General features: G+C 36.1%; 19 protein-coding genes and 1 tRNA gene. 16 read left to right on the top strand and 4 right to left on the bottom strand.

All coding sequences use genetic code 11. From position 1 onward, the window contains the following. Window positions 1-32: 32 nt before the first annotated feature. From QMN76_RS02490 to fusA, 3 genes are all read left to right on the top strand, one after another. Window positions 33-1,859 (top strand): ABCB family ABC transporter ATP-binding protein/permease, encoded by a 1,827-nt coding sequence (locus QMN76_RS02490; RefSeq protein ID WP_034336721.1) that lies wholly within the window; start codon window positions 33-35, stop codon window positions 1,857-1,859. 149 nt (window positions 1,860-2,008) lie between these two features. Then, window positions 2,009-2,311, top strand: a complete 303-nt coding sequence (gene rpmB, locus QMN76_RS02485; protein WP_034336724.1) for a 50S ribosomal protein L28 — start codon at window positions 2,009-2,011, stop codon at window positions 2,309-2,311. A gap of 142 nt (window positions 2,312-2,453) precedes the next feature. Continuing rightward, window positions 2,454-4,541 (top strand): elongation factor G, encoded by a 2,088-nt coding sequence (gene fusA, locus QMN76_RS02480; RefSeq protein WP_034336726.1) that lies wholly within the window; start codon window positions 2,454-2,456, stop codon window positions 4,539-4,541. A gap of 970 nt (window positions 4,542-5,511) precedes the next feature. On the opposite strand, the gene QMN76_RS02475 is transcribed toward fusA, so the two are convergent. Together QMN76_RS02475 and QMN76_RS02470 are read right to left on the bottom strand one after the other, a co-directional pair. Then, window positions 5,512-5,778: a GlsB/YeaQ/YmgE family stress response membrane protein gene (locus QMN76_RS02475; protein ID WP_034336731.1), complete on the bottom strand. Its 267-nt coding sequence runs from the start codon at window positions 5,776-5,778 to the stop codon at window positions 5,512-5,514. 82 nt (window positions 5,779-5,860) lie between these two features. Next, a complete protein-coding gene (locus tag QMN76_RS02470; protein ID WP_282023878.1) occupies window positions 5,861-8,683 on the bottom strand; it encodes a phosphoenolpyruvate carboxylase in 2,823 nt (940 codons plus the stop codon). 103 nt (window positions 8,684-8,786) lie between these two features. On the opposite strand from QMN76_RS02470, the gene QMN76_RS02465 reads away from it, so the two are divergent. The 8 genes from QMN76_RS02465 to QMN76_RS02430 all read left to right on the top strand — a co-directional run bounded on the left by QMN76_RS02465 (window position 8,787) and on the right by QMN76_RS02430 (window position 17,683). Continuing rightward, window positions 8,787-10,097 carry a DUF445 domain-containing protein gene (locus QMN76_RS02465; protein WP_282023879.1) on the top strand — a complete coding sequence of 437 codons (1,311 nt, stop codon included), beginning with the start codon at window positions 8,787-8,789 and terminating at the stop codon, window positions 10,095-10,097. A 130-nt stretch (window positions 10,098-10,227) separates the two neighbouring features. Then, entirely contained in the window at window positions 10,228-10,644 is a 417-nt protein-coding gene (locus QMN76_RS02460; RefSeq protein ID WP_282023880.1) for an RrF2 family transcriptional regulator, read from the top strand. A gap of 46 nt (window positions 10,645-10,690) precedes the next feature. Next, on the top strand, window positions 10,691-12,184 hold the full coding sequence (gene sufB / locus QMN76_RS02455) for a Fe-S cluster assembly protein SufB (RefSeq protein ID WP_034336737.1): 1,494 nt from the start codon (window positions 10,691-10,693) through the stop codon (window positions 12,182-12,184). Between the two features lie 7 nt (window positions 12,185-12,191). Continuing rightward, window positions 12,192-12,974 carry a Fe-S cluster assembly ATPase SufC gene (gene sufC / locus QMN76_RS02450; RefSeq protein ID WP_282023881.1) on the top strand — a complete coding sequence of 261 codons (783 nt, stop codon included), beginning with the start codon at window positions 12,192-12,194 and terminating at the stop codon, window positions 12,972-12,974. After that, the gene (sufD, locus tag QMN76_RS02445) at window positions 12,967-14,247 is read left to right on the top strand and encodes a Fe-S cluster assembly protein SufD (protein ID WP_282023882.1); all 1,281 of its coding nucleotides are present in this window, start codon (window positions 12,967-12,969) and stop codon (window positions 14,245-14,247) included. Before sufC ends, sufD begins: the two co-directional genes overlap by 8 nt. Beyond that, window positions 14,247-15,482, top strand: a complete 1,236-nt coding sequence (locus QMN76_RS02440) for an aminotransferase class V-fold PLP-dependent enzyme (protein WP_282065674.1) — start codon at window positions 14,247-14,249, stop codon at window positions 15,480-15,482. Before sufD ends, QMN76_RS02440 begins: the two co-directional genes overlap by 1 nt. 117 nt (window positions 15,483-15,599) lie before the next feature. Continuing rightward, complete coding sequence (locus QMN76_RS02435; RefSeq protein ID WP_051461968.1) at window positions 15,600-16,004, top strand: SUF system Fe-S cluster assembly protein; 405 nt, start codon at window positions 15,600-15,602, stop codon at window positions 16,002-16,004. A 119-nt stretch (window positions 16,005-16,123) separates the two neighbouring features. Further along, window positions 16,124-17,683 (top strand): glycosyltransferase family 2 protein, encoded by a 1,560-nt coding sequence (locus QMN76_RS02430; RefSeq protein ID WP_282023884.1) that lies wholly within the window; start codon window positions 16,124-16,126, stop codon window positions 17,681-17,683. Between the two features lie 30 nt (window positions 17,684-17,713). Here QMN76_RS02430 and QMN76_RS02425 read toward each other — a convergent pair whose 3' ends face one another. Continuing rightward, the gene (locus tag QMN76_RS02425; protein WP_282023885.1) at window positions 17,714-19,159 is read right to left on the bottom strand and encodes a DEAD/DEAH box helicase; all 1,446 of its coding nucleotides are present in this window, start codon (window positions 19,157-19,159) and stop codon (window positions 17,714-17,716) included. 133 nt (window positions 19,160-19,292) lie between these two features. After that, on the bottom strand, window positions 19,293-19,739 hold the full coding sequence (locus QMN76_RS02420; RefSeq protein WP_034336749.1) for a hypothetical protein: 447 nt from the start codon (window positions 19,737-19,739) through the stop codon (window positions 19,293-19,295). 147 nt (window positions 19,740-19,886) lie between these two features. On the opposite strand from QMN76_RS02420, the gene QMN76_RS02415 reads away from it, so the two are divergent. From QMN76_RS02415 to clpX, 5 genes are all read left to right on the top strand, one after another. After that, window positions 19,887-21,320: an NAD(P)H-hydrate dehydratase gene (locus QMN76_RS02415; protein WP_282023886.1), complete on the top strand. Its 1,434-nt coding sequence runs from the start codon at window positions 19,887-19,889 to the stop codon at window positions 21,318-21,320. 73 nt (window positions 21,321-21,393) lie between these two features. Continuing rightward, a tRNA-Leu gene (locus QMN76_RS02410) sits at window positions 21,394-21,478 on the top strand. Between the two features lie 112 nt (window positions 21,479-21,590). Continuing rightward, window positions 21,591-22,922, top strand: coding sequence for a trigger factor (gene tig, locus QMN76_RS02405; protein WP_282023887.1), 1,332 nt, complete (start codon window positions 21,591-21,593; stop codon window positions 22,920-22,922). Window positions 22,923-23,085: 163 nt separating this feature from the next. Further along, window positions 23,086-23,724: an ATP-dependent Clp endopeptidase proteolytic subunit ClpP gene (gene clpP / locus QMN76_RS02400; protein WP_034336753.1), complete on the top strand. Its 639-nt coding sequence runs from the start codon at window positions 23,086-23,088 to the stop codon at window positions 23,722-23,724. Between the two features lie 76 nt (window positions 23,725-23,800). Then, window positions 23,801-25,060 carry an ATP-dependent Clp protease ATP-binding subunit ClpX gene (clpX, locus tag QMN76_RS02395; RefSeq protein WP_034336756.1) on the top strand — a complete coding sequence of 420 codons (1,260 nt, stop codon included), beginning with the start codon at window positions 23,801-23,803 and terminating at the stop codon, window positions 25,058-25,060. Window positions 25,061-25,336 lie beyond the last annotated feature (276 nt).

The following is a 25,336-nucleotide window of genomic DNA, read 5'->3' as shown; positions in this document are numbered from 1 at the left end:
ATATATTTTTTTACAACAATTAATAATTGAATATGTCAAGATACTCTAAATTCCTTTTTTCTGCCAAAGATAGTAATCGATCAGGCTGGTCAACTTTGCTTGAGCTTTTATCTTATCTGTGGCCAAAGCATCAACCCATGATGCGTTTACAGTTGGTTTTTGCAACTCTTTTAATGGTTATTGCCAAAGTATCTGCTTTGGGTATTCCGTATCTTTACAGTAAAGTTGTCGATGTTTTGTCTAAAACAGATGGGCAAAATTTAATTTATATCCCTTTATGGCTTATTTTAGGGTATGGGCTTATTCGAATTATATCTAGTCTATGCTCTGAACTCAAAGATACAGTGTTTGCCCCTTTGCGTTTTCGGGTAATGCGCACCATTACACTCAGATGTTTTGAGCATATGCATAACCTTTCATTAAAGTTCCATTTAAACCGTCATACAGGTGCTATTACCCGAGCAATCGAACGTGGAAGTGAAGGGGTAGAGACTATTTTAAGAGTGGGGGTGTTTAGTATTGTCCCGACCTTAATCGAAGCTCTGATGGTTTTAATTGTTATCGCAAATTTATATGATTGGCGATATACAACGTTAGTTTGCATTGCCATTGCAGCTTATTTTTTATTCACAATTTTATTTACATCTTGGCGTATTCAAATTCGTCGACAAATGAATGAAATTAATAACGAAGCTAATAACCGTGCTTTGGATAGTTTACTAAATTATGAAACTGTAAAATATTTTGGTAATGAAGCACATGAGATCAAACGTTATGACGAATCTCTTGCACGTTATGAAAAAGCTTCAATCACAACACAAATGACTTTAAATGGTCTCAATTTTGGACAGTCATTTATTATTGCAACGGCGCTTACCTCTGTGATGATCCTTGCTGCCCATGATATCGTGCAAGGTAAGTTTTCTGTTGGTAAATTTGTGCTGATTAATACTTATTTAATGCAATTATATCAACCATTAAATTTCCTTGGAAGTGTGTATTCAAACCTCAGAAAATCGATTGTAGATTTGGAAAATATGTTTTCTTTGTTATCTCAAGATTCTGAAGTCGATAATCGAGAGCATACTCAGCATTTACCAGCCAATTTATCCGAGGCTGGGCCTGCTAGTATCAAGTTTCGTGATGTTTATTTTGGTTATGATGAAGATCGAGAAATATTACACGGTATAAGCTTTGATGCCAAACCAGGGAATCAGGTAGCAATTGTAGGACCAACCGGGGCAGGAAAATCAACAATTAGCCGTTTGCTTTTTAGGTTTTATGATGTGAATTCTGGCTCTGTGATGATTGATGGTCAAGATATTCGTGAGTATACGCAGTCTAATTTAAGGGCTGCAATTGGCGTTGTACCACAAGATACAGTCCTCTTTAATGATACAATTGAATATAATATTGCTTATGGTCGTCTTGGATGCAGTAAAGAAGAAATAGAACATGCTGCAAAATTAGCACAAATTCATAATTTTATTCAAAGTTTACCTGATGGATATCAGAGTTACGTTGGAGAGCGTGGATTAAAGCTATCTGGGGGTGAGAAGCAGCGTATAGCGATTGCCCGAGCTATTTTAAAGAATCCTCGTATTTTAATCTTGGATGAAGCAACAAGCGCATTAGATAGTCGCACAGAGCAAGAAATACAGCAGGCTTTGGATAGTGTTGCCAAAGGAAGGACCGTCGTGACTATTGCGCACCGTTTATCTACAATAGTTCACTCTGATTTAATCCTGGTTATGATAGATGGTAAAATAAAGGAGCAGGGAACGCATGAATTCTTACTTGCAAAAAATGGTTTTTATGCCAGTATGTGGGCAATTCAAGCAAAACAATCTGATGAATGATTTTATTTTATAGAATTTTTCCAGATTTTGATGTAAATACACTTAAGACCCTTGACTAATACCGCAATTTTAGTCATTTAGAACATATTAAGTATTTGTTATTCTTGCCGAGCATTCGTGTGTCGGCTTTATTATCTGAGGATAAACGCATGTCTCGCCGTTGCCAAATTACAGGCAAAGGTGTGTTGACAGGAAATAATGTCAGTCACGCCAACAATAAAAGCCGCCGTCGTTTCTTGCCCAATTTGCAAGATTACTCTTTGTTGTCCGATATTCTAGGACAATCAATTCGTTTACGTGTAACAAACCATGGTTTGCGTACTATTGAACATAATGGTGGTTTGGATAGCTTTTTGTTAACAACACCGAATCGCAAACTTACAGAAGAAGCAATGGTGATTAAACGCCGTATTCTTCAAGCGCGTAATAAGAAAGAAGCTGTTACAGCTTAATTCTTTACTTAAAACTTTATAGAAAAAAGCCCTCTTTAATAATTATTTATTGAGAGGGTATTCTTGTTTATTATCGATTTGATACGAATATCTTGAATCTTATTAAAATATCGTATCTTTCATCGTTTGTGGAGGTTTTCCTTTGTCCGCCCAGTCTGAACTTTCAAAAATCCGTAATATAGGTATTACCGCACATATTGATGCAGGTAAAACAACAACAACTGAACGTATTTTATATTACACTGGTGTTTCTCATAAGATTGGTGAGGTTCACGATGGAAACACCACAACCGATTACATGGATCAAGAACGTGAAAGAGGGATTACAATTACCTCTGCTGCGGTGACTTGTGAATGGAAAGATCATCGTATTAACATCATTGACACCCCAGGCCACATCGATTTTAATATCGAAGTAAATCGTTCTTTGCGTGTTCTTGATGGTGCTGTATTCGTTATTGAAGGTGTTGCTGGTGTTCAGCCACAATCTGAAACGAACTGGCGTTTAGCTGATCGTTATAATGTTCCACGTGTAATTTATATTAATAAATTAGATCGTACGGGTGCTAATTTCGATTATGCATTCAGCACATTAAAAGAAAAATTAGATATTATTGCAATTCCATTGCAATTCCCAATTGGAGCTGAAGAAAATCTTCAAGGTATCGTTGACCTTGTAGAAATGAAAGCATTGATCTGGGAAGGTGATGAGCTAGGCGCGAAATTTAACGTTGTAGAAATTCCTGAAGAGTTAAAAGAAAAAGCTGCTGAATGGCGTCAAAATTTGCTAGATACAGCGCTAGCTGTTGATAATTCAGCAATGGAAGAGTATTTTGAAAACGGTGATGTTTCTGTTGAAGTTCTAAAGAAATGTATTAAAAAAGGTACAATTTCTGGTGAATTCCGTCCAGTAGTTTGCGGTTCTTCATTTAAAAACAAAGGGGTTCAACCTTTGTTAGATGCAATTATTGATTATTTACCAGCTCCTGATGATGTTGAAGGTATTCGTATTGCACCTCCAGAGGATGAAGAAGTTGATGAAAACACATTGCCAATTATTCCTGTTGATCCAGATGGAAAATTTGCAGGCCTAGCATTTAAAATTATCAATGATAAATATGGTTCATTGACCTTCGTTCGTGTTTATCGTGGTGTATTACGTTCTGGTGATACAGTGTTGAACACAACACACGGTCATAAAGAGCGTATTGGTCGTATTTTCCAAATGCATGCTGATAAACGTCTTGAACTTAAAGAAGTTCATGCAGGTGATATTGCTGCATTTGTTGGATTAAAAGATACAAAAACTGGTGATACGCTGGCTGATGGTTCTGATCCTGTTATTTTGGAACGTATGCAATTCCCAGTGCCTGTTATTGACATTTCTGTTGAGCCAAAAACAAAAGAAGCAGTGGAAAAAATGACACTTGCTTTACAAAAATTGGCTGCTGAAGATCCATCTTTACAATTGAAAACAGACCAAGAAACCGGACAAACCATCCTTTCTGGTATGGGTGAGCTTCATCTTGACATTATTATTGATCGTTTACGCCGTGAATATGGTGTTGATGCGAATATTGGTGCGCCTCAAGTTGCTTATCGTGAAACGATTACTCAACCTCATACTGAAATTTATACCCATAAAAAGCAATCTGGTGGTGCTGGTCAGTACGCTGAAGTAAAAATTATTTTCGAACCTACCGAACGTAATGAAGGTATTATTTTCGAAAATAAAATTGTTGGTGGTTCTGTGCCAAGAGAGTATATCCCAGCTGTTGATAAAGGGATTAGAAATCAGGCATCTTCTGGTGTTCTAGCTGGCTTCCCAACAGTTGACTTCAAATTTACGTTGGTTGACGGTAAATACCATGATGTCGACTCTTCTGCATTAGCGTTCGAAATCGCTGGTAAAGCATGTTTCCGTGAAGGTATGAAAAAAGCTGGTCCAGTTATTCTTGAACCAATTATGGATGTTGAAATCACCACACCAAATGATCACGTTGGTGATGTGGTGGGCGATCTTAACCGTCGTCGTGGTATGATACAAAATCAAGAAACAGCAGGCAGCACCGTTATGGTTCGTGCTTATGTTCCTTTGAAAGAAATGTTTGGTTATATTTCTGATCTACGTTCTATGACCAAAGGACGTGCATCATTTACAATGCAATTCCATCATTATGATCCAGTACCTCGTAATGTTGCTGATGATATTATCAGTCAATCTGCATAAAAGATTAAATTGATAGTTTAATTAAAAGCGAATGCCTGATTGGTATTCGCTTTTTTTATGATTACTTAATTTTTTAAAAATAGATAATATCAGCTTTAAGTTAAAATATGAATATCAAGTGATTTGATGTCTCTGAAGGGCTTCGTGAAAGCCTTGCTGTTAGTGTTTTATTGAGTTCATCTCGTTGGACTAATAATCGTCCATTTATTGGTGCTTATTTAAGAGTTATGTATTTTTATTATGTCAGGATTTATTCTGTCATATGTGCATTCTTCAGGAAGTTTTATAAAGTATTTTCTTACCAGATTAGCTTGATTGTGGCTATTGATGTTCGTTTCGACAGTTTAGATGGTTTTGTTCTGTAAATATAACCAAAATCATGGTAATTATGTTGCAAGCTCTGATGTATTTTATATTATTTTCTACATTACTAATGTATTATAACCCTGTATAGGTTCAACTAACTCTATCGAAAGCCTTTATTTCTATACTTATTTGTTCAATTTGTTTTGATTTAACAAAAAATTGGTTTTTTAAAGATACTAAAATTAATTTTTCTCTATATTCGCTTTGCTTGCATTAGTTGTATATTTTATTGGTGTTTATGTTCAAACGCATAGTGTTTTAGGCTATTTTTATATAATAGCTTTCATACCATTAATGTTTATAGATTTTCTTTCCCACGAAACATTTGTACATAAGCTTCAAATTTCTCGTCTTTTGGGATATATCAATTTTCCGCTTTATTTATTGCATAGTTGTGTTGTTATTATAGGATCCACGTATCGAAGTAATTTTTTTACTTTTAACAATTACTACTGGAGCTACGGTTTCTATTTTTATAGCTTATATTTAAGCAAGTTATGTAGATTTTTATTTATATCCATATTTCAAAAAACAGATTAATAAACTTTTTTTTGAAAAATTTAAAAAAGCTGCTTTATTAAACAAAAACAGCTTTTATGAGAATCTAAGTATTCGGATTATTATACATAATTTCTATAGCTTTTTTGTATAGATATAAGATGATTAGTGCACCTACGACAGAGAATATAAACCCTGCCTTTTCTCCATTATGGTATATATTTAAAGCTTGCCCTAGCCACGTTGCAAAGCTAGATCCTGCAATTCCAAGGATAATAGTTACGATAAATCCACCAGGTTGTTTGCCTGGCATTAACAATTTAGCAATAGCGCCTATAATAAACCCTATTATGATTGCCCCAATGATTGACATTATTATTCCTTTTTATTTTGTTATCAGTATTAATGATAAAGATGTACTAAAATTAGATAAAAACAATATCTAAAATAAAAAATTAACCAAAAGCGTGTAATCGATGAATTAAAGCAACACTTATTTCACGGATAAGATCAAAATTCTTTTGAATGGGTTTGAAAATCTGACGATCATCCATTTCATAAGCGCCTTCATTACGTGGAGCTTTTGGTTCATAAAAATAAAGATCAGAAATATGTTCTCCTGCTTGGGGAAATACATGTAATAATAAATTTAAAGCAGTTGGGATTTCTAATGATAAAATTTTTGTTTCCAATGCCTCTCTGCTAAATTCATGATAAGGGGAGAAATAAGGAATTTGTGTTGAAAGCATCCAAATTTCTTCAATGACCGTCAAGCGTATAGCATGAAGCAATATTTCTTTAGCATCCATAGAAGGAGCTTCTTTCCAGATGGAAAGCAAAGTAATATGATCGCCCTGAACCCGATGAAAAGTAGCTTGGGTACTAGACCATAAGTCCATTCTTCGAAGGCCTTTAGCTAATGACAAATAGGATTCTTGTATATTAGGGTTGTCCTCAGAACTTGCTCTATCCAACCAAATTCCAGGGTCAAGCATATATATAATTGCTCGTAATACTGCTGGATTTGAATGTTTTAATGCATGACGTGCAAAATCTAGTGAACGTCTAAAGCGAGGACTATTTCTTAACATATCTTGAAAGGTTTCAGGATTAGCTGATGCTGCTGTTCCTAAACCTTGTAAGGTATTCGCGCACCATCCAAGCTGTTGTAGGATTGCATTATTAGGAATAGCCCTTAGCTCTCTTGGTTGTTTTATGTGTGTAGAGCTAGCATAAGCATCGCTTTGTCTAACTGCAGCTCTAGAGCCAGTGCGATCAATCATGGCAGGGCCAAAGACACTCAGTAAAGTTCCGTATCCTTTATCTTTGACTAGGTCTTTCATTTCTGAACTGATGGTAGAGAAGAAATCAGCACTGAAATCAGCTTCTTCATAAATTGGATCATGTTCATCCAGTTCGAAATTATACACATGCTTTGCGATAATACTGATTGTGGCATTTGCTAATGCTTGAGAGCCAAAGAGTAGATACCCATCACCACCTTGAAAAGCAGTTTCTTGACGTGTGGATATACCATTTTTTTTGAAAAATAATTGTGTGTTTTTAGGAGAAAGATATTCTAGGCGATCCTCCATACTAAAGGGGTGTCCGCCTCGACCCATGCTTTCACCGTGGGTATCGAAAAGAACAATTTCGACGTCTGTTAAATCATATTTACTCAAAAGAGCTGCAATTTTACGACGTAATCTTTCAATCTCATAGGTCGCAGCAATCTGCCCTACAAATCTTCCAGAATCTGAATATCCGAATTGCAAACACAACTTGCCTGTATTGCGCAAATATTCTCTCCAATGAGAGGAACGAAGTGCTTGTTCTATAATATTAGAGCCATGTTGTAACGCCGCATCTGTTTCGAATAAAGGTGAAATTTCTATTTGTTTTTCAATTCCAAATAAACGGGCCAACCATAATGCAACGAGTAAAGTATATCCATTTTCAGTTTCAGCGATTAAAAAGCGAATAGGGGTTTTAGTATCAATATGTTTAATAATTTGTGTTAACAACATCATTAACGTACTGGCAGATGCTTTTTCAGTTAACAAAGAGCCAAAATCAACAGGAATTGCTGAAACATGCCCCAATGCAGTGTTAATAGTATTGAAAAGGGTTCTCGTATGAGAGCGATTATCAGGATTGCTGGTAATTCCCAAACGTTGACGTGCCATATTATGTACTTGGACAGAATTTAATCTTACATGTGTGTGTGACAGGCTTAAGCCGTGGCTAATAAAACCAGCACGCGCTATTAATAAATCAATTTTATGATTTTCATCGACTTGCTTTAATGCTTGATCAAAAAAAGGTATTAAATCATCTGTAGAAAGCAGTGCATCTTGCCGATTTTCGATAAGAACTCTGGCAAAATCAGAGAATTGATCAGGATCAGCACTGGTGGGGCAAAGTTCTCTTTGATTTTTAACGGTTTTTAATGCCAAAGAAACATGTTGTTTTAGATCTTCTACTCCATTAGCAATAGGTTCAAGTTGATAATATAAACGCTGTAATTGTAACTCTTTCATCTGGAGACGGATATTTAAACTGTCCCACCAACCAATATCAGTTCGTCCATCAGTATCATATCCAACCCAGCTGCTGAGTAAAATCGAACATGGTGTTAGTGTTGTCCAATAATCAGGCCAGTGTCTTTGTGCAGCATCGAATAAATAACGATTAAACATATCTAACGCATTACGAGCACGCTCTATGGCATGAATTGCCAATCCTAACTCTTCTTTCAAAGTTGGAGGTGCTACCCTGCGATGTGTAGAGAAAAAGGGCACCTGAGTTTCTTTAGTAATGGGATGACTGGCCATATCAGCAAGGGCCGTGTAAACAGCATTGGCAACAGAAAATGTTGGATGAGCTGTGAATACAGCTGCAAATTGGCTTTTTTCAACTAGTTGTTTAAAACACTCAAAACTTTCAGCTGTATTAGTCTCATGTTTTATTGTCGCTTGCTGAACAATATTTTGAACAATAGTGTCAATTCGTTCATGAATAATTTTTTTTTCTGGATTATTCACATATTTTTGCAAATGAATAGCATGGGATAGGAAAGCAGAATCCCTGAGTTGTTGAATAATTTCTTTTAACACATCAAATGAGAGCTCTCCTGATTTCAACTGTTGTTTAATTTTTTGTGATAAAATTAAAACGGGATTTTCTGTAGGTTCATGATTATGTTTAGACATCAACTGAGTTGTTAAGGTAACTAATTGATCTAACATATGAGAAGATGCTGCTGATGTGTTATTCATAATTAAATAATCCATATGATAATAAAATAATTTTGATATATGGTATTTATGATTGATTATTATGGTTAAAATGAAAAGATAAAATTCTATTTTAGTTAAAAAAATGCAAGAAAAAGCAAAGACTGTGGAGAAAATACCTGAGGCAGAGCGCATAGCTTGGCAAGCTTATGTTCACTATCGTCGTATAGCAACAGGGCTATTGATGATGATGGGCGTGCTTACGTTTTTAGGCTATTTGTTACCTTATTATGGAATTATCAAAGATAGTTTTTTACTTAACGTTATGCGTACAGGAACTCAAGCAGGATTTATTGGTGGGTTTGCAGATTGGTTTGCTGTAACGGCATTGTTTCGTCACCCAATGGGTATTCCTATACCTCATACTGCGATTCTTCCAATGCAACAAAAACGATTGGGGCAGGGGTTGGGGCGTTTTATTACGCGTTATGTGTTTACAAAGGAAGAGCTTACACAAACCTTAAATAAAATTGATTTCCCTAGTATTTTAGCACAATATTTATCTAATCCTGCGAATATAGAAATTTGTAGTAATATTATTTTAAAATCAGTTCCAAATATGTTGGATCGTTTTGAAGATGGTCGGGCAAGTAATTTTATTGGTCGGATATTTTCGCGTTTATTAAGTGGTGAGTCACTTTCTCCTTTGATGGTTCGTGCTTTGCGGACAATGGTTGACAATGAACATCATCAAGAAGTGGTTTCTTTTTTACTCGAAATTATTAAAAAGAATTTAAAAGAAAAAGAGCAAGATTTTAAGGATATAATTCAAGACAGGGTGCGCGAACAAGGGGGACGTTTTTTAGGCTGGATGATTGGCGGTTCCATTGCCAGTAAAGTCTTAGTTGCAGTGAGTAAAGAGATGGATCGTATAGACCCTCAAGATTCAGATCTTCGTCATGGTGTTGCTGAATGGATGAAAAAAGAGATTGATAAATTCGAGACTAACCCAGAACGAGGCGAAAAAATTTCTGAAGCATTAAAAGTTTTTGTTGATCATGAGAGCGTGCAAGAGTGGCGTGAAGATATTTGGCAAAAAATACGTTTGATGGTTGAGGAAGATCTGGAAAATAATGAAGGTTGGATGAAAACCTTAATAAATGACACGTTGACCTATCTGGCAACACAATTACGTGAAGACCCAGTTGTTCGTGAAAAAGTTGTAAATACGATTCAAAGCGCTGTAATACGCTCTTTGCCACATACACAAGAATGGTTGATTCGTTTTACAGAAACGGTAGTGGCAGGATGGGATAGTAATGCACTTGTTGCTCGTTTAGAAACTCGTGTAGGTAAGGATTTACAATACATACGTATTAATGGTTCTGTGGTGGGATTCCTTGTCGGTATAATATTATATTTATTTCTATATTTATGTTTTGGGCATACAAATTAGCACGTATTTTGTTAATTTTATAAAAAAATCTTTTAAAACTCTTTTAAATGGACTAAAGTAGTCCTATATAAAAAAGATGTTTAACATTAAACTGTCATTCAGTTTATTTTTAAGATTGAAACATGATCTAATGCTAAAGATATCAAAATTAACAGATTATGCCACTATTCTCTTAATACATCTTTCCAGGTTTAAAAAACCTACGTCCTCGTCTGTGCTAGCCACTGAAACGGGTGTTCCAGAACCGACAGTAGCCAAAGTTCTTAAAATGCTGACACGTGCATCTTTAGTTAAATCATGTCGGGGCGCAGGAAGCGGTTATAGTTTATCATTCCCTTTAAAGGAAATAACACTTGCACAAGTCGTTGTTGCGATTGAAGGCCCCATTGATTTGGTAAATTGTGATAAAGATAATTGCAGGTTAATTGCTGAGGAGTGCGAATTATACGGAAAATGGGAGGCAATTAGTTTTCAGTTACGTAATGTATTTGAAAATATTACAATTGCAGATTTGCAAGATAAGAAATCCATGACTCATTCATGTTAAAATTATTAAAACAAGATAAAAGTATTCAAGAAACAAGAGTGATACAATGACCAAACTAACTCAGGATCCAGCATTATTAAAACAATTAGAAACGAATACCTACAAGTGGGGATTCGAAACTCAAATTGAAATGGATATGGCTCCTAAAGGATTAAATGAAGATATTATTCGGTTAATTTCTGTGCGTAAAGAAGAACCGGAATGGATGTTGGAATGGCGTTTAAAGGCTTATAGATTGTGGTTGACCATGACGCCCCCTGATTGGGGTAAAGTTAATCATCCCAATATTGATTTCCAAGATTTACATTATTACGCAGCTCCAAAAAAGAAAAAAGGGCCAAAATCTTTGGATGAAGTTGATCCAGAGCTTTTAAGAACTTATGAAAAACTCGGGATTCCTCTTAAAGAGCGTGCTATCTTAGCAGGTGTTGAAGGGGCAGAGGAAATGTCTGATGTTCGTGCGCCTATTGCTATTGATGCTGTTTTTGATAGTGTTTCTGTAGCGACAACTTTTAGAGAAACGTTGTCGGAGGCTGGTGTTATTTTTTGCCCTATTTCTGAGGCGATCAAGGATTATCCAGAGTTAGTTAAAAAATATTTGGGCAGTGTCGTTCCGCAAGGCGATAATTTCTATACCGCATTAAACTCTGCTGTTTTTACGGATGGATCTTTTGTTTATATTCCAAAAGGGGTGAGATGCCCGATGGAATTATCAACTTATTTTCGAATTAATGCTAAGAACACGGGACAGTTTGAACGTACTTTGATTATTGCTGATGATAAAGCGACAGTATCATATCTTGAAGGATGTACAGCACCACAACGTGATGAAAATCAACTTCATGCGGCGGTGGTTGAACTGGTTGCTATGGAAGATGCCTTTATTAAATATTCCACTGTACAAAATTGGTACCCAGGAGATAAAGACGGTAAGGGTGGTATTTATAATTTTGTGACCAAAAGAGGTGTTTGTCGTGGCGATCGCGCCCGTATTTCTTGGACACAAGTAGAAACAGGTTCTGCTATTACGTGGAAATATCCATCTTGTATCTTGCAAGGCGAAGGATCTATTGGTGAATTTTACTCGGTTGCGGTAACGAATGGTCATCAACAAGCCGATACGGGAACAAAGATGATCCATATAGGGCGTAACACACGTTCGACAATATTGGCCAAGACAATCAGTGCGGGCAAGTCCGATAGCACATATCGTGGTTTGGTAAGAATGTTGCCCAGAGCCAAAGATGCACGAAATTTTACAGAGTGTGATAGTTTGTTAATTGGGGATCAATGTGGTGCCCATACGGTGCCTTATATTGAAAGTCAAAATAGCTCTGTCAAAATAGAGCACGAGGCCACGACGTCCAAAATCTCTGAAGAACAGTTATTTTATTGTCAACAACGCGGCCTTTCGCAAGAAGAAGCGATTGGGCTGATTGTTAATGGTTTTTGTAAAGATGTATTAAAAGAACTTCCAATGGAATTTGCTGTTGAAGCACAACAGCTTTTACAAATTAGTCTTGAAGGAAGTGTAGGGTAAATAAAAGATGAATAATATTTTAGAAATCAGAGATTTACATGCTTGTGTAATGGATGAGACTGCTGAAAATAGCTGTAAAGAAATTTTAAAAGGTGTTAATTTATCCATTCCTGCAGGAGAAACCCATGTGATTATGGGGCCAAATGGTTCTGGAAAATCGACTTTATCTTATGTGTTGTCAGGACATCCCAGTTATAATGTAACCAAAGGATCAGTAACATTTAAAGGACAAGATTTGTTAGCATTGTCTCCTGACGAGCGTGCAGCAGCAGGATTATTCTTGGCATTTCAGGCACCTATTGAACTTCCTGGTGTGAATAATGCCAATTTTCTCAGAACCTCTGTAAATTCAGTGCGTAAAGCTCGCGGTGAAGAAGAACTGGATCCTGTTAATTTCTTAAAATTGATAAGAGAGCTTTCTAAAAAGCTTTCCTTCTCAACTGATATGTTAAAGCGTAATGTAAACGTTGGGTTTTCTGGTGGGGAAAAAAAGCGTAATGAAGTCTTGCAAATGACATTATTACAGCCCTCTTTTGCGATTTTAGATGAGACGGATAGTGGTCTTGATATTGATGCGCTGCGTATTGTTGCTGAGGGGGTTAATGGGCTGCGTTCTCCTGAGTTCTCATCTTTGATTATCACCCATCATCAAAGACTACTTGATCATATTCAACCTGACTATATTCATGTCTTGGCCAAAGGACGTATTATTCATACAGGTGGACCAGAGCTTTCTCGTCAACTAGAAGCAGAAGGATATGGCCGCTTAGTTGGAGAAGCTGATGCCTAATCATTCAGAAGATCATAATTTGAAAGGGCTTGAATCTCTTTTATCCCAAGTAAGGGGAAAAGAGATGAGTGCTGATCAAAAAAATGCAGTGGCTTTTTTAACCGATAATGGTTTACCCACACGTCGAGCAGAGATTTGGAAATACACGGATCTTAGATGGGTAAATCAGCATGTTTTTACGCAGCCTAGTCAAGTTGAGCACAAGAAAATTCAAACATGGTTGGAAAAAAATATTTTCGCTTCTGAAGCTTTATTTAAATTACCGCGTTTAATTTTGGCTAATGGTCAAATTATCGAAGAATTTTCTACTTTTTTTCATAATTCAGCTTGTGAGCTTGAACTAAAAGATTATGTTTACGGTAATTTAGGACAGCCACAAAGAGATGTTATAACTGCTCTTAATTATGCTATGGGCAAGCAAACCATTCAATTAAACGTTCCAAAAAACCAACACGGTGGCACAATCTTGCTGATTCATCTCGGATATGGAGATCAATCTGGTTTGGCTTCTTTTCATTATCGATTAAATATAGAGTTACAAGAACAATCTCAACTTTCTGTAATTGAAATGAACGCTGGAAGTGGAGAGTATTTTACAAACCCAGTTTGTGAAGTTAAAGTAGGATCTGGTGCTAATTTTGAATATAATAAATTAGTTAATTCTTCTTTAGAGAGCTTTAACTGTTCAAATCTCTATGTAACCTTGGCTGATCATGCTAAATATCGACAGTTTTTAATTTCTAAAGGTGCTAAGTTCTCTAGGCAAGAAGTCTACATGGATCTTCAGGGTGAATGGTGTAATGCTTCGTTCCAAGCAGTACAAAATTTACATGATAGACAACATGCTGATATAACCACTGTTTTTTCTCATCTTGTGCCGCATTGTCAATCTGATCAAAATGTAAAGAATATTTTGTCAGATCAAAGTCATGGTGTTTTTCAAGGTAAAGTCTTTGTGCACCAAAAAGCTCAAAAAACAAACGCACAGCAACAAAATCAGGCGCTACTACTTTCTGATCAAGCCGAAATTAATACAAAACCTGAACTAGAGATTTATGCTGATGATGTAAAATGCTCGCATGGGGCAACAGTCGGAGCTTTGGATGAAGATCAGCTTTTTTTCTTGATGGCCAGAGGAATACCTTATGATCAGGCCAGAGAGATTTTAATTAATGCTTTTGTGGCTCAAGCTGTTGAAGAAATTCATGATCCTATTGCCAAAGACTTGTTCAAGGAGCAATTAGGTGTTGAAGTCGTAGAGGATATTACATAATGCAAAAATCAGTTGGTTTTGACGTAGAGAAAATTAGAAATGATTTTCCGATATTACAGCAAAAGATTAATGGGAAACCTTTTGTATTTTTAGATAGTGGCGCATCCGCACAAAAACCTATTCAGGTGATTGAAGCAATGCAGAAGTCTGTTTATACGCAATATGCCAATGTTCATCGTGGGGTTTATACGATGAGCGAGGCAATGACCGATCAATATGAAGCTGTACGTCAAAAAATAGCTGATTTTATGGGAGCGTCTTCTGCGGAAGAAGTGGTTTTTACTAAAAATAGTACCGAAGCAATTAATTTAGTTGCTTACTCTTTTGGTTCTTTGTTAAGTCAAGGGCAGGGTGTTGTCATTTCTGAGATGGAGCATCACGCTAATCTTGTGCCCTGGCAAATGCTCAGAGATCGCTTGGGGCTGCACTTATTTGTAGCGCCTATTACTGATCATGGTGACTTGGATTTAATTGCTTTAGAACAAATTCTGCTTGAAAATGATATTGGGATAGTTGCAATTACGCACATGTCTAATGTTTTGGGAACGATTAATCCCATTAAAATGATCGCGTCAATGGCGCATCAACATGGGGCAAAGATCCTTATTGATGGCAGCCAAGGTATTGTACATCAAAAAGTGAATGTCCAAGATCTCGACGTGGATTTTTATACTTTTACAGGACATAAGCTTTATGGTCCGACAGGTATTGGAATTCTGTGGGGTAAAAAAACGCTTTTGGAACAAATGCCTCCTTTTATGGGTGGGGGGGATATGATTGAGCGTGTTACTTTTGAAAAATCAACATGGGCTCCACCTCCTGTCAGGTTTGAAGCTGGAACACAGCCTATCCTGGAAGTGGTAGGGCTGGGTGCTGCTATTGATTATGTATTGTCTATTGGATATGACAACATAATTAATCATGACGAGCAACTGGTAAATTATGCTCTAGAAAAAATGCAGGCAATTGAAGGTATATCTATCTTAGGTAATCCTGAAAAGCGTGGTGGTGTTATTGCATTTACTATGAATGATGCGCACGCACATGATATTGCGACTTTATTAGATCAAAATGGTATTGCTGTAAGAGCTGGGTCACATTGTGCCGAGCCTTTATTGCATCGGTTACATCATACCAGTGTTGCCAGAGCCAGTTTTGGTATTTATACAAATTTTCAAGAAATAGATGTCTTTATCGAGACATTAAAGCTTGTTCAACAGATGTTTATAAAATAAATTTCATTTCTTACTTGTTTTATGATTATCTCATTATTATTTATTATTGGTGTCTGAATGGAAAATAACTCAATAACATCAACGAATTTGCAAGAGGTTGATTCTTTGTCTGAAAATATGCAACCAAACACAAATCAAGCGGAACCTCAATCTGTTGTAGAGGTATGGACACCAGAAGACACACAGGTTAATAGTGAAAATACAACAACAGAGTCTGGTGAGATTAATGAAAATGCAGTAATTGATGCAATTTCTACAGTTTATGATCCAGAAATTCCTGTTAATGTTTACGAACTAGGATTAATTTATGCAGTTGATCTGCATGATGATGGAAGAGTTAACGTTGAAATGACATTAACAGCTCCTAATTGTCCAAGTGCCCAAGAATTACCAATTATGATTCAACAAGCTATTGAAAAAGTGGCTGGGGTTACCCAAGTACAAGTAGAGGTTGTTTGGGATCCGCCTTGGGATATTTCTCGAATGAGTGATGAAGCGCGATTAACCTTAAATATGTTCTGATTTTTTTTCTTATTCTATGCTACCTTACTAGGGCAATCTTTTAATTAAGATTGCCCATTTTTTTATTTAAAAGTGGTTAGTTTAAGTAATAAAAATACAATTTAAAGGAATATTCATTAATGACAAAAGTTGCAGTAGCTTTATTTGTTAAAAATGAATGTAGTGATATTGCTGGATGGATTGCTTGGTATCAGGCTTTTGGTGTTGATAAGCTTTTTATATTTGATGATTATTCTACCGATGGCACCTTTGAAATTATTCAAGGAGCAGCAAAATTATATAATATACAAATCCTAAGAACAAATCCGATTGAACAGCCAAATTTTTATTGGAGACAGCGTGATGCTTTTATGCAAGCGGCACAATTGGCGAAGGGAAAATATGATTGGATTGGTTTTTTTGATGCTGATGAGTATGTTTATTTAAATAATCACAATAGTTTTTCAGATTTCCTCGAACAATTTCCGAATGCTGACGGGGTTGCAATTAATTGGTGTATTTATGGAAATGCGAATAAAGTAATACAGCCAAGGGGTATTCCTGTAGAAGTGTTTTTGGAACATTCAGACCTTTTTTTTGGAGATAATCAACAGGTCAAAAGTTTTGTTCGTTCAGAAAAAATAGGTATGAATTATATTAATCCACATCAATTTGATATTGATTTTTCAAAATATGTTGATGTTCAAGGAAAAACTGTTGAATGGCGTGGCCCGAACAAAGATGTTGAGTGGGATGGTGCCAAAGTCATGCACTATATTTGTCGTAGTATGGAGCAATATGTAGGACGTATAAAAAAAAGAACAGATGATCTGGGTGACAGTCTTCGTCACTGGCAACAATATGGGTTTCATTTTGATACAATGTCAGTGGATGTAGAGCCATTAAGGATGATGCCTAAAGTAAGGCAACATATAGCTAAGATCAATCAACAAATTATCCAAGAGATCAGAGAAAAAATACTAACGAAACCTTTTCTTGAAGCTTTATCCTTTCATTCCTTTAATTATGAAACCAAAGATCCTGACTTGCAAAAGCCTACATTATATCAGTATTTCAAAGAGAAATTTAATATCCAGGAAAATATACCTATTACATTGAGTATGATGGGTGCAAACCAGCACTATTTGTACGTGTCTGTAACCAATCAACAGCTTAAGCAAACCACCGAGCTAGAAGCAGAAATGAAGTCTTTAATTCCTGTTTTAGGTGTTGTTTTTCCATATTTGCCAAATGTGGTTGTTTTAACAGCAATATTCGATCAGCGATATTATCCTGTATCCTTCAGTATTGAAGGACAATATTTATTATCTTTAGAACATTATTTACGTGTTTCATTTGACGAGAATCAACAAAAATATAACGTATTTTCTATTTACGACTCTAAAAAGTTGGGCTTTGAACAACAGAATACACAAAAGATCAATTTTTACGATATATCTGAACAGCATTCAGCTTGTTGTTATTGGGATATCCACTATGTTTCACAAGGAATAAAGTTGGATTATTTGAATCTTGCTAATGTGAGTGAACAGACTAATTTACAAGAATTATATCCTGTATTTCAACAGTTACCTAAGGATAAAAATAGAGAGTTTATGCGTCTGATCGTAAACCTCAATCCTATTGAAAAGGCTAAAATAAAATTATTATTTCCTGGATATATAGATAAGTTTCTATAAAAAAGGCTGGAACATATTCCAGCCTATCACTTATTGTTTACGAAAAGGAGATAACATAAAAGCAGGAACAAACTGTCCGAACCCAATAACGGGATTATTATCATCCACAATAGCCTGAGACAAAGGAATACGAGGACCGCTTGTTTTATCTTTTTTGAAACGTGATTTCTTTGTTGTTTTCTTTTGGGTTTCGTCTTTATCTATATGCTTTTTCTTTTGATCAACTTCATTAGTAATATTTTGTTCTGGTTCTATGTTCGCTGGTGTGTTTAACGTAATCAAAGGAATAGGATTTTTAGTTAAAGCCTCAATAGCTTCTATGATTTCTTTATCATTTTCAGTGGCAATACTATAAGCGTGGCCTGTTCGTCCAGCACGTCCTGTTCTTCCGATACGATGTACGTAATCTTCTGCATGACGGGGAAGATCAAAGTTAAACACATGTGACAAATTATCGATGTCAATCCCTCTGGCTGCCACATCAGAACAAACTAGATATTGAATATCACCGTTCTTAAATTCTTCCATTGTTTTTGTACGAAGTTGCTGCGTTAAATCCCCATGCAGAGCACTGCTTTGGAAGCCATGGCGATTTAATGAACGGGTTAGGATATCAACATCACGTTTTCGGTTACAAAAAATAATGGCATTTTTGACATTATCTTTACGTAGTAATTCGCGCAATGTGTCTCTTTTTTTCTTTTCATGAACAATAATTAGCCCAGATTCAATGGTTGTTGCCACAGAAGATGGTGGAGCTACGGTAATTTCTGTTGGATTAGATAAAAAAGAATCTGTTAGTTTTTTTATTTCAGGAGACATTGTTGCAGATAAAAGTAAGGTTTGTCTAGTTTTAGGGAGATATGAAATTATTTTTTCTACATCAGGGATAAATCCCATATCAAGCATACGATCTGCTTCGTCAATTACCAATACTTTGATTTGATTTAAAAGGATTGCACCTTTGTCAAACAAATCCATTAAACGCCCTGGTGTAGCAATAATAATATCAACACCACGGTTTAATATGTCTTTTTGCTCTATGATACTTTCGCCACCAACCAATAAAGCATGGTTAAGTTTTAAATGTTGTCCATATTGTTTTAAATTATCAGCAACTTGAATTGCAAGTTCTCTAGTGGGTTCTAAAATCAAAGCGCGAGGCATTCTTGCCCTGCCTTTGCTGCTAGTTAAGATCTCTAAAATAGGCAGCGTAAATGATGCTGTTTTCCCCGTTCCAGTCTGAGCAATGCCAACAAGATCTTGCTTTTTTAAAATAACGGGAATTGCTTTTGCTTGTATTAGAGTAGGGGTCTTATACCCAATCTCATCGATAGCCTGCATAATAGGAGCTGATAATCCGAGATCACTAAAGAGAATAGAAGGTTCAACCTCTATTGTTTGTGTATCTAAAATAGTATCTGATTGTTTTTTGTTTGTTTTTTTATGGATAGCAGGCAAAGTGGTTTCTACCATTGATGTCAATAAAATGAAAAGAAGTTTCAAGAATATGAAACTATAAGATACTTCTTATATTAAGATAACTATAAATAATCAATCATTATATGGTTTTTATATGTGATATAATGATTTATTTTTAAAGTGTTACTTAAAACACAAGCAAAACTAAATTGAGAATACCTAAAAATACAATTAGTTTTAATGGTGTGTTAATTTTTCTGAAAACCTCAGGTTTGGGTCTAAGCGCACGTCGTGCCTTACTGTAAGAGGTGGTAAACACATAAAATTGTAAAATAAGCATAATGATAATTATAACGAGTGCTGCACCAGCAGACCAAGCGATGTTAGAGAGCTCAAAGTCGTTGTGAAAAATTAACACCCCTTGAGTAACGAATACTATAATTCCATTAATCCAGTTAAATTGAAATAATTTTCGCAGAGCTTGCAATTGCAAAGAATTTTTTTGTGTTGGATCCAAGAGGCTTAGACAGGATTGTAGTCCAAAAACATAGTAAAAGATACTGCCAATCCATAAAGCAATGGTAATATTATGAATGGCGGTTAAAGGCCCCCAATAAAAAGCAATTTGAGACATTGTGTTTCCATTTCCAAAGTAAGGTAATATGTAAATTTATTATAAAATTTTAATGGTAATATAAACAAAGAAAATAAAATGTGCAGGGTTTTATTTCTTTTTTTACAATGTAGTATTAATTTTATGTTTTATAAAGGCCATAATATCGTGAAAAATCAGAATACAGACTTGGTTTTATTAACACCTTTACAAATGCAGATTGTTGATAAAGCTGCTGCAAAAACAATTCCAGTAAAACAATTAATGGAAAATGCTGGGTGGGCAGTCACTCAAGAAATTTTAAAGCGATATAAACCTTGTTCGGTTTTGATTTTATGTGGTCCAGGTAATAATGGTGGTGATGGATATGTAGTTGCACGATTATTAGCCAAAGCTGGATGGCCTGTATGTGTTGGAGCCATCGGTAAACCAAAGGCTGGCAGTGATGCTGAATATGCAGCAAGGCAATGGTGTGGAAAAACAGTAGAGAACCTTGAAGCTTATGTTGAAAAAGCGAGCTTGGTAGTTGATGCAATTTTTGGTGCAGGGTTAACGAGTAATCTTGATTGCCGAATTGCTGATCTTTTACGCAAAGCAAAAAGAGTTATAGCTGTTGATATTCCCTCTGGAATAGACGGGGAAACAGGACAGATTAAGGGATATGCCCCATATGCAGAATTAACAGTGAGCTTCTTTCGAGCAAAACCAGGACATTATTTGCTGCCAGGACGTGAGCATATGGGTGTGTTAGTTATCAAAGATATAAGTATTTTAACCAACACCATATTCACAATAGATATAAAATATTGGTTAAATGAGCCCGGATTATGGGAAATACCAAGAGCTGAAATTGAAGACTATAAATATCGTAGAGGAGCTGTCAGTATTATAGGTGGGTCTCAAATGACGGGGGCTGCACGACTCTCGGCTCATGCTGCATTAAATATGGGGGCAGGGTTGGTGCATATTTTACCGTTGGGAAACAATGAAATCTATAGTAATTTCTCAGCTTGTCTTATTGTCGATAATGATCCTTTAGAGGATGTAATCCAAGACGAGCGCAGAAAGGTTTGGGTTTGTGGTCCAGGGTTGTCTATCAAAGATGTGCGAAGAACACTACCTATATTAATAGCAGCAGGAAAAAAAGTTATTGCTGATGCTGGTGTTTTTCAAACTGATCAAATTGATATGTTAAAAGGGACTTCTATTATTACACCCCATATGGGTGAGTTTAAGCGTGTATTTGGGGAGATCATAGAAGATAAAGTTTCAGCAGCTAGACAAGCAGCGGTGAAAACAGGTGCTGTTGTTGTCTTAAAAGGTGCTGATACTCTAATTGTGGCTCCTGATGGTCGGGTTGCCATTAATCAACATGCTTCTGCACGATTGGCAACGGCAGGTTCTGGCGATACGCTGACAGGGATTATTGCAACTTTGTTGGCATCAGGAATGCCAGAATGGGAATCTGCATGTGCGGCCGTGTGGATGCACGGTGAGGCTGGATATTTATGTGATCACTCATGGCCAAATGCAGAAATGTTGGCAAATAATCTTGGAAAAGCACGGGATAATGCAAAAATAATAAAAAAAATCGATAATTAAAGTAAAATATGTGAAAAAGATGTTGATCAGAATCAAATAGTGCGTTAATACAACAAGCATAAAGCACGGATGTGCGGATGTGGTGAAATTGGTAGACACGCTAGACTTAGAATCTAGTGGCGTGAGTCGTGGGGGTTCAAGTCCCTCCATCCGCACCAAAAAACAAGTTCTACTAACTTGTTTTTTTTTGAGTGAAAAAAAATCCGTTTACAATTTTATAGATACCCAATTCGGGTAAATTACATTTTGACCGAGAGGATGGCCTAGCTGATGCAGGTTACTGAAACGCTTTCTGAAAGCCTCAAGCGTGGCTTTACAATCGTAATTGAAGAAAAACAACTAGCCGAAAAAAGAAATAAGCGCCTTGAAGAAATGGGGCATCAAATGAATATTCCAGGCTTTCGTCCTGGAAAAATTCCTTTGGCTGTTGTAAAGCAACGTTATGGTGAGAATGTTCAAAGCGAAGTTCTCAATGAAGCTGTTACAGGCGCAATTCAGTCAACTCTTGAAGAAAGAGGTTTGCGTGCAGCCGCTCAACCACAGATTACTTTAAAAGATGGTTACAAAGAAGGTGACGATCTGGAATTTACTTTTGAAGTAGAATTAATTCCTGATTTTGAAGTGCCAGATTTTAAAGGGATTAACCTAACCCGTTTAAAAGCAAAACCTGATGATGAAGCTTTGAATAAAGCATTAGAATCAATTGCTGAGCGTCAACGCGATTTTAAAGATATCGAAGAAAAACGCCCAGCTGTTAAGGGTGATATTTTAGTTGTTGATTTCGTTGGTAAGGTTGATGGTGTTGCATTTGAAGGTGGCACAGCTGAAGACGTTAATGTTGAGATTGGTGGAAGTGGGTTTATTCCAGGATTTGCAGAGCAAATCGAAGGATTAACACCTGGTGAAGAAAAGCAAATTACCGTAACTTTTCCAGAAAACTATCAAGCAGCTCAACTTGCTGGAAAAGAGGCAACTTTTGACATCAAAGCAAAAGGCTTAAAGGAAGCAGTAACTCCTGAAATTAATGATGAATTTGCTAAAAAGGTTGGCCTAGAAAGTCTAGAAAATCTTAAAAGTCTTGTTGGTAAACAAATTACATCTGAATATGATCAAATGTCTCAGATGAGATTAAAGCGTGACATTTTAGATGTATTGGCTGAAAAGGTTTCTTTTGAAATCCCTGCTGGTTTATTAGATGCAGAATTTGATCAAATTTGGCAACGTATTGAAGAAGATCGTAAAGCAGATCGTCTTGATGAAGAAGATAAAGCTAAAGACGAAGAAACACTTAAAGCTGATTATCGTAAAATTGCTGAACGTCGTGTTCGTTTGGGGCTTTTGTTAGTTGAAGTTGGTCGTTTGAACTCAATTGCAGTAACAGAAGAAGAATTAACACAAGCAATGCGTAGCGAAGCTATGCGTTATCCTGGTAAAGAAAAAGAAGTAATTGAGTTCTTTCAAAAGAATCCTCAAGCAATAGATTCTTTACGTGGTCCGATATATGAAAATAAAGTTATTGATTATATTTTAGAGCTTGCAAATATTGAAGATAAAGAAGTAAACGCAGAAGAACTTGCAGAAATGCCCGCTTCTAAGGTTTAATTTTTTTTATTAATTTATAGAAATGAATGTCTGGGCGCTTGTCTGGGCATTCATTTTTTTTGCTTTTAAATATGGGTTGAATTAAGTATCTATTTTGATTATCTATATGTATAAAGTACACATAGATAAATAAAGTACCAGTATAATTTTAGGAAAAAAATTGATGAGGGATTCTCAACCGCTGGAAATTTATGATAATGCACTTGTACCAATGGTTGTTGAGCAAACTTCCAGAGGGGAACGCGCGTTTGATATTTATTCACGTTTATTAAAAGAAAGAATTATTTTTTTAACGGGGGCTGTGTATGATCAAGTTGCTTCTTTGATTTCAGCCCAGCTGTTATATTTGGAAAGCGTCAATCCTAAAAAAGAAATTTCTTTTTATATCAATAGCCCAGGTGGTGTGGTTTCTGCAGGTTTAGCTATCTACGATACAATGCAATATATCCGTTGCCCTGTTAGTACTGTATGTATTGGTCAAGCAGCGTCTATGGGATCATTATTGCTATGTGGTGGTGAAAAAGGGCAGCGTTTTGCACTTCCTAATGCCAGAGTTATGGTTCACCAACCTTCTGGCGGTGCGCAAGGACAGGCAAGCGATATAGAAATTCAAGCAAAAGAAATCTTGGCTGTACGTAAAAGATTGAATGAAATTTATAATCTGCATACAGGTAGAACATTAGAAGAGATTGAACAGCGCCTTGAAAGAGACAGCTATATGTCTGCAGAAGAAGCAAAAGATTTTGGAATTATTGATCAAGTTGTAACCAAGCGAGACAATGATTTGTCTCAAGACAAATAATATTTTTCCCCTCTAGTTAGGTTGTTCTCTTTAATGGGGGTTGGCTTATCTCAACCATTAAAGGGTAGGAGTAAAGATGACTGATAAGAATAACGATTCCAAAAACGCACTTTATTGCTCTTTTTGTGGAAAGTCTCAACATGAAGTTCGTAAACTAATTGCTGGACCAACGGTATTTATTTGTGATGAATGTGTTGAATTATGCATGGATATCGTGCGTGAGGAAAGTAAGGCTCAGATTACAAAGGATCAGGGAAGTTTACCTACACCTAAAGAGATCTGTAAAATCCTAGATGATTATGTTGTTGGACAACAAGATGCAAAGAAGGTTTTGTCCGTCGCAGTTCACAACCATTATAAGCGTTTAAATCAAGCAGATAAGGCCGGTGAAGTTGAGATTGCAAAATCTAATATTTTATTAATTGGTCCGACTGGAACAGGTAAAACGTTATTAGCTCAAACGCTAGCCAGAATTTTGGATGTTCCGTTTACAATGGCTGATGCAACTACATTGACTGAAGCTGGTTATGTGGGTGAGGATGTTGAAAATATTATTTTAAAACTGTTGCAATCCGCAGATTATAATGTTGAACGTGCACAGCGTGGTATTATCTATATTGATGAAATTGATAAAATTTCACGAAAATCGGATAACCCTTCTATTACCAGAGACGTCAGTGGTGAGGGTGTTCAGCAAGCTTTGTTAAAAATTATGGAAGGGACCGTTGCTTCTGTTCCACCTCAGGGTGGTCGTAAACATCCTCAACAAGAATTTTTGCAAGTTGACACGACAAACATGCTCTTTATCTGTGGTGGTGCTTTTGCTGGGCTTGATAAAATTATTAGTGCAAGAAGTGTCGGTTATGGTATTGGATTTGGTGCTGATGTTCAAACAGCAGATGATCACAAAATAGGGGCTTTATTTCGTCAGCTTGAATCAGAGGATTTGATGAAATTTGGTTTAATTCCCGAATTTATTGGGCGTTTACCTGTTATTGCAACATTGGACGATCTTGATCAAGAAGCTTTAGTGCAAATTCTAAAGGAACCAAAGAATGCTTTGGTTAAGCAATATCAAAAGTTATTCGAAATGGAAGATGTAAAACTTACATTTTCAGATGAAGCTGTTGAACAAATTGCTAATAAAGCTATTGAGCGTCGGACAGGAGCTCGCGGATTGCGCTCTATATTGGAAACTGTTTTGCTTTCAACGATGTTTGAGCTGCCAGACTTAAATGACGTGAGTGAGGTTTTAATCAGTAAAGAGGTTATTAACCGCGAAGCAGAACCTGTTTATGTTTATGAAAAAGAAAAGAAAGCTGGAAAAACAGCTTGATCTTTGTATAAATTTTGACAAGATGAAAAGGATCTATTTCGATAGATCCTTTTTTATTATTTAATTATAATGATAATTTATCGAAATGAGTTTCGCAGGGATATCGTTGTATTTTGCTGTGATCATGTTTATATTCAAATAAGTGAGATTTCTATCGTTCAATAAATAATAAAAAGAATAAAGAGTTATTATTAATTTATAATAGAAATAATAGTTTGATAATAAAGTGTGCCAATTTTGGGCGCTTTGTTTGATGAGATCGTCCATATAAGGAGG

This window comes from Commensalibacter papalotli (ex Botero et al. 2024) (assembly GCF_947179115.1).
GTDB classification, from domain to species: Bacteria; Pseudomonadota; Alphaproteobacteria; order Acetobacterales; family Acetobacteraceae; genus Commensalibacter; species Commensalibacter papalotli.
Note: the sequence above shows the minus strand (reverse complement) of the source record. Positions and strands in the feature narration are given on the sequence as shown.

Excerpts from the sequence above, each read along its gene's own strand:
- QMN76_RS02460 (WP_282023880.1), top strand. The coding sequence starts at position 10,228 with ATGCTAAAGATATCAAAATTAACAGATTATGCCACTATTCTCTTAATA.
- rpmB (WP_034336724.1), top strand. The coding sequence starts at position 2,009 with ATGTCTCGCCGTTGCCAAATTACAGGCAAAGGTGTGTTGACAGGAAAT.
- QMN76_RS02490 (WP_034336721.1), top strand. The coding sequence starts at position 33 with ATGTCAAGATACTCTAAATTCCTTTTTTCTGCCAAAGATAGTAATCGA.
- sufC (WP_282023881.1), top strand. The coding sequence starts at position 12,192 with ATGAATAATATTTTAGAAATCAGAGATTTACATGCTTGTGTAATGGAT.
- tig (WP_282023887.1), top strand. The coding sequence starts at position 21,591 with ATGCAGGTTACTGAAACGCTTTCTGAAAGCCTCAAGCGTGGCTTTACA.
- QMN76_RS02430 (WP_282023884.1), top strand. The coding sequence starts at position 16,124 with ATGACAAAAGTTGCAGTAGCTTTATTTGTTAAAAATGAATGTAGTGAT.
- sufB (WP_034336737.1), top strand. The coding sequence starts at position 10,691 with ATGACCAAACTAACTCAGGATCCAGCATTATTAAAACAATTAGAAACG.
- QMN76_RS02465 (WP_282023879.1), top strand. The coding sequence starts at position 8,787 with ATGCAAGAAAAAGCAAAGACTGTGGAGAAAATACCTGAGGCAGAGCGC.
- QMN76_RS02425 (WP_282023885.1), bottom strand. The coding sequence starts at position 19,159 with ATGGTAGAAACCACTTTGCCTGCTATCCATAAAAAAACAAACAAAAAA.
- QMN76_RS02440 (WP_282065674.1), top strand. The coding sequence starts at position 14,247 with ATGCAAAAATCAGTTGGTTTTGACGTAGAGAAAATTAGAAATGATTTT.
- QMN76_RS02470 (WP_282023878.1), bottom strand. The coding sequence starts at position 8,683 with ATGAATAACACATCAGCAGCATCTTCTCATATGTTAGATCAATTAGTT.
- QMN76_RS02435 (WP_051461968.1), top strand. The coding sequence starts at position 15,600 with ATGCAACCAAACACAAATCAAGCGGAACCTCAATCTGTTGTAGAGGTA.
- sufD (WP_282023882.1), top strand. The coding sequence starts at position 12,967 with ATGCCTAATCATTCAGAAGATCATAATTTGAAAGGGCTTGAATCTCTT.
- QMN76_RS02475 (WP_034336731.1), bottom strand. The coding sequence starts at position 5,778 with ATGTCAATCATTGGGGCAATCATAATAGGGTTTATTATAGGCGCTATT.
- clpX (WP_034336756.1), top strand. The coding sequence starts at position 23,801 with ATGACTGATAAGAATAACGATTCCAAAAACGCACTTTATTGCTCTTTT.
- QMN76_RS02420 (WP_034336749.1), bottom strand. The coding sequence starts at position 19,739 with ATGTCTCAAATTGCTTTTTATTGGGGGCCTTTAACCGCCATTCATAAT.
- clpP (WP_034336753.1), top strand. The coding sequence starts at position 23,086 with ATGAGGGATTCTCAACCGCTGGAAATTTATGATAATGCACTTGTACCA.